Genomic DNA, 4,725 nt, shown 5'->3' on the forward strand with positions numbered 1-4,725 from the left:
CCCCGCCCTCCCCCCCCCGCGGCACCCGGGCTCGCCCCGCCGCGGCCCCCCGCCCCCCCGGGGCGGGCCGGGGGCCCCGCCCCCGCCCGGCCACCGCCGGCCTAGGGCTTGCGCAGCCGGGGCAGCGGGACGGCGAGCAGCGCGGCCAGCAGCGCGATCCGCTGCGGCAGCTGCTCGACCAGGACGTGCTCGTGCCGGGCGTGCGGGCCGCCGCCGACCGGGCCGAGCCCGTCGAGGGTCGGCAGGCCTCGGGCGCCCGCCAGGTTGGTGTCGCCGGCGCCGCCGGCCGGCGCCCCGTCGACCTGCTGGCCGAGTGCCGCGGCCAGCGAGCGGACGTGCCGCAGCAGCGGGTTCACGGCCCGCTCGGGCCAGGCGGGCCGGCTGGAGAGGACCTCGGCCCGGACCTCGGCGCCGGGCCGGTGGGCGGTCAGGTGGGCGAGGGTGTCGAGGGTGCGGCGCTGCGCCTCGGTGCTGTCGAACCGCAGGCCGAGCTCGGCCTCGGCCCGGCCGGCGACCACGTTGGCGCGGGTGCCGCCGGTGATCCGTCCGGTGTTGAGCTCGGTGCCGGGCCCGCGGGCGAGGCCGCGGACGTCGACCAGCTGGTCGACCAGCTCGTCGACCGCGGAGACGCCCTCCTCGGCGGCGTTGCCGGCGTGCGCCTCCCGTCCGGTGACCGAGAGCAGCACCCGGGTGGAGCCGCGGCGGGCGGTCTTCAGCCGGCCGTCCGGGTGCGGCGGCTCCAGGCCGAGCACCGCGGCCGCGCCCGGGAGTTGGCGCTCGACCAGGCGGCGGCCGTCCGGGCTGCCCACCTCCTCGTCGGAGACGACCACCAGGCGCACCGTGCGGTGCGGGCGCTGCCCCAGGTCGGCGAGGAGGGCGAGGGCGCCCTCCAGGACGGCGAGGCCGGCCTTCATGTCGAGCACGCCGGGGCCGGTGAGCCGCCCGTCGCGCTCCTCGACCGGCCAGTCCGCGAGGGTGCCGGCGGGCCAGACGGTGTCGTGATGCCCGACCACCAGGAGGTGCGGGAGGCTCTCGTCCTGACCGGGCCACTCGGCGAGCAGATGGTCGCCGGCCGGACCCGGTTCGCGGCGGACCCGGGCCCCGGTGACGCGGTAGCCCGCGGCCAGCTCCTCGGCGAGGGCGTCCAGGCGGGGGGCGTCGCCGCTGGGCGACTCGATGGCGGCGAGGGCGGCGCAGCGGCGGCGGACGGCCCCGGCGAGGGTGCGGGCCCGGCCGGTGAGCGCCTGCGGCAGGCCCGGCAGGGCGGGCGGCGCGGCGGCGGGGGAGGCGGGCGCTGCGGTGGTGCCGGGCGGGGGGCCGCCCGGTGCGGTGCGGGCGGTTGCGGCCGGTGCGGCGGCGGCCACGGTATCCGCGGGATCGCCCCCCTCGGCGGACCGGTCGGCCGAGGTCTCGGTGGTGCCGGTCGTGCCCGGCTCGGCCGGGAGGACGGTATGGGGGCTCACCTGGCGCCTCCGGTGCGGTCGGCGGGGCGCTGCACGGTCCCGGGAGCGGCGGTGCGCGGCGGCCGGGGACCGCGGGCTGCGGCCGGGCCGGGCCTTCGACTGGGCAACGGCTGATGGTGCAGCCTCGGGACGGTCGACACTGCGTCCTCCTCGCTCGCTCCGGCGGCCCCGGCTCGGCCCGGGGCCCGTGGACCGCGTCCCCGGTGCGCGGTGCGGCCGGGCTCCGCCGCCGGGGAACACGAGAGGTGAGCCTAGAAGACCCGTTCGTTTCCGTGCGAGGTGGCCCGGTGCTCCGCACGCCGCCGCCGGCCGGGGTGCGCGCGTCCCGCTTCCACGATGGACCTGCTGCGACGGTTCGGCAGGGCGAACCGCGCACGGGCGGACGATCCACGTCCGACGGGTGACGGCCGATCAGCCTTTGGTACCGGTCACTCCGGCCACCGGCCCCTCCCCCGCCCGCCCCGCACGGCCGCCGTGGGGCCGGAATCGGGGTCGAGATGACAGATATTGAAATCTGTCATCCCGCATGCCATAGTTGTGAACGTCAGCAACCGACCGACCCCGGGAGCTCCGCATGACCACCCGTCCCGCCCGCACCACGCTCGGCACCACCGGCCCGGCCACCTCCGCGATCGGCCTCGGCCTGATGGGCATGTCCGACCTCTACGGCCCGGCCGACGAGGCCGAGTCGATCGCCACCGTCCACGCCGCCCTCGACGCCGGGGTCACCCTGCTGGACACCGGCGACTTCTACGGCATGGGGCACAACGAACTGCTGCTGCACGAGGCACTGCGCGGCCGCGACCGCGCGAGCGTGCAGATCAGCGTCAAGTACGGCGCCCAGCGCGGACCCGACAACAGCTGGCTCGGCTACGACGCGAGCCCGGCCGCGACCAAGGCCTCGCTCGCCTACACGCTGCGCCGGCTGCGCACCGACCACGTCGACGTCTACCGCCCGGCCCGGCTCGACCCGAACGTGCCGATCGAGGAGACCGTCGGCGCCATCGCCGACCTGGTCAAGGCTGGCTACGTCCGGCACATCGGCCTCTCCGAGGTCGGCGCCGAGACCCTGCGCCGGGCCGCCGCGGTGCACCCGATCAGCGACCTGCAGATCGAGTACTCGCTGATCTCCCGCTCGCTGGAGGACGAGGTCCTGCCGGCCGCCCGCGAGCTCGGCATCGGCATCACCGCCTACGGCGTGCTCTCCCGCGGCCTGCTCAGCGGCCACTGGCAGCCGGACACCGCCCTCGCGGCGACCGACTTCCGCGGCCACAGCCCGCGCTTCCAGGGCGACAACCTCACCCACAACCTGGCGCTGGTGGAGGCGCTGCGCGCGGTCGCCGCCGCCAGGGGCGCCACCGTCGCCCAGGTCGCGATCGCCTGGGTCGCCTCGCGCGGCTCGGACATCGTGCCGCTGGTCGGCGCCCGCCGCCGGGACCGCCTCGCCGAGGCACTGGGCGCCCTCGACGTGGTGCTCACCGCCGAGGACCTGGCCGCCGTCGAGGCCGCCGTCCCCGCCGGGTCGGCGGCGGGCGAGCGGTACGCTGCGGCACAGATGGCCCATCTCGACAGCGAGCGCTGAGCCACGCACCACGCGCCACGCACCGACGAAGGACGGCCCTCCCCGTGACCACGGACAACGCACTCACCCCCGAGCAGATCCTGGGCGCGGCAGAGGACGTCCTGCGGCGGTACGGGCCGGCCAAGGCGACCGTGGTCGACATCGCGCGGGCCCTCGGCGTCAGCCACGGCAGCGTCTACCGGCACTTCCCCAGCAAGGCCGCGCTGCGCGAGGCCGTCACCCAGCGCTGGCTGGACCGCTCGCACGACGAGCTGGCCGCCATCGCCGGGGCCGACGGCCCGGCGGACGAACGGCTGCACCGCTGGCTGTCGACGCTGTTCGCGGCCAAGCGGCAGAAGGCGCTGGACGACCCGGAGATGTTCGCCACCTACATGGCCCTGGTCGGCGAGCTCAGCGCCACCGTCGACGCCCATGTGGAGACCCTGGTCGGGCAGATCCGGCAGATCGTCGCGGACGGCGCCGCCCGGGGCACCTTCCGCACCGCCGACCCCGGCCGGACGGCCCGCGCGGTCTTCCAGGCCACCGCGCACTTCCACGACCCGGCCCACGCCCACGAGTGGTCCCGCCCGCAGGCCGAGGCCGACTTCGAGGCGCTCTGGACCCTGCTGCTGGACGGGCTGCGCGGGCACTGACCGGCAGAGCTACCGGCCGGGCCGAAACCCGCTCGTCCCGGCGGCCGGCCGGCCGCCACAATGGCCGGCATGTCCGGACCCCGAACGCCCGCGCACGCGCCCGCCCTGATGCCCGCCCTGGACAGCCTGGAGGGGCTCGCGCTGGGCGATGCCTTCGGTGACGGCTGGTTCTCGCCGGACCGGGAGGCGGTCGAGGCGGCGTGGTCCGCGCGGATCCCGCGGCCGGGACGCTGGCACTGGACGGACGACACCGCGATGGCCGCCGTCCTGTTCGAGCACCTGGCCGCACGCGGGGAGGTGCGGCAGGACGAGCTGGCCGCCGCCTTCGCCGACGCCTACGCGGCCGACCCGGACCGGGGGTACGGGCCCTCGATGCACCGGGTGCTGCGCGGCATCGCGGCGGGCGAGGACTTCCGCGCCCTCACCTCGGGGATGTTCGAGGGGCAGGGCTCGCACGGCAACGGCGCGGCGATGCGGGCGGCGCCGCTCGGCGCCTGGTTCGCCGACGACCTCGACCTGGTCGCCGAGCAGGCCGAGCTGTCCGCGCTGGCCACGCACGCCCACCCGGAGGCGGTGGCCGGCGCGGTGGCGGTGGCACTTGCCGCGGCGTTCGCGGCCCGCGCCCGGGGCACCGCGGCGCCGCCCCGGTCCGCGGCCCTGCTGGCGGTGGCCGAGCGGCTGCCGGCCGGCGACGTGCGTTCGGGCCTGCGCCGGGCGGCCCGGCTGCCGGAGGGCACCTCCGTGCGGCACGCCGCGGCCGTGCTCGGCTCGGGCATCCTGCTGTCCGCCCCGGACACCGTGCCGTTCGCGCTCTGGTCGGCCGCCGGGCACCCCGACTCGCTGCCGGACGCACTCTGGGCCACCGTCGGCGGGTGGGGCGACACCGACACCACGTGCGCGATCGCGGCCGGCGTGGTCGCGGCCCGGACGGGGCTCGCGGGCGTGCCGGCGTCCTGGCTGGCCGCCGTCGAGCCGCTGCCGGACACCGGCGCCGGCCCGGCCGTACGGCGCGGGGGGGGCCCGCCCCCGGGCGGCGGGGCGCCCCCCC

The 4,725-nt window shown here is 78.1% G+C and carries 4 protein-coding genes; 3 read left to right on the forward strand and 1 reads right to left on the reverse strand.

Annotated features, from left to right (window positions below; translation table 11 throughout):
• Nucleotides 1–101: 101 nt before the first annotated feature.
• Nucleotides 102–1,463 (reverse strand): M20 family metallopeptidase, encoded by a 1,362-nt coding sequence (locus ACFV0G_RS22370; protein WP_380550565.1) that lies wholly within the window; start codon nt 1,461–1,463, stop codon nt 102–104.
• Nucleotides 1,464–2,037: 574 nt separating this feature from the next.
• Between ACFV0G_RS22370 and ACFV0G_RS22375 the strand changes: the two genes are divergently transcribed.
• The 3 genes from ACFV0G_RS22375 to ACFV0G_RS22385 all read left to right on the forward strand — a co-directional run.
• Nucleotides 2,038–3,045, forward strand: a complete 1,008-nt coding sequence (locus tag ACFV0G_RS22375) for an aldo/keto reductase (RefSeq protein ID WP_380550568.1) — start codon at nt 2,038–2,040, stop codon at nt 3,043–3,045.
• Nucleotides 3,046–3,089: 44 nt separating this feature from the next.
• Nucleotides 3,090–3,677, forward strand: coding sequence for a TetR family transcriptional regulator (locus ACFV0G_RS22380; protein ID WP_380550571.1), 588 nt, complete (start codon nt 3,090–3,092; stop codon nt 3,675–3,677).
• Between the two features lie 69 nt (nt 3,678–3,746).
• The coding region (locus ACFV0G_RS22385) for an ADP-ribosylglycohydrolase family protein (RefSeq protein ID WP_380550574.1) at nt 3,747–4,725 on the forward strand (979 nt) is incomplete at its 3' end.

Source organism: Kitasatospora sp. NPDC059571 (genome assembly GCF_042735675.1).
In the GTDB taxonomy this organism is placed as follows: domain Bacteria; phylum Actinomycetota; class Actinomycetes; order Streptomycetales; family Streptomycetaceae; genus Kitasatospora.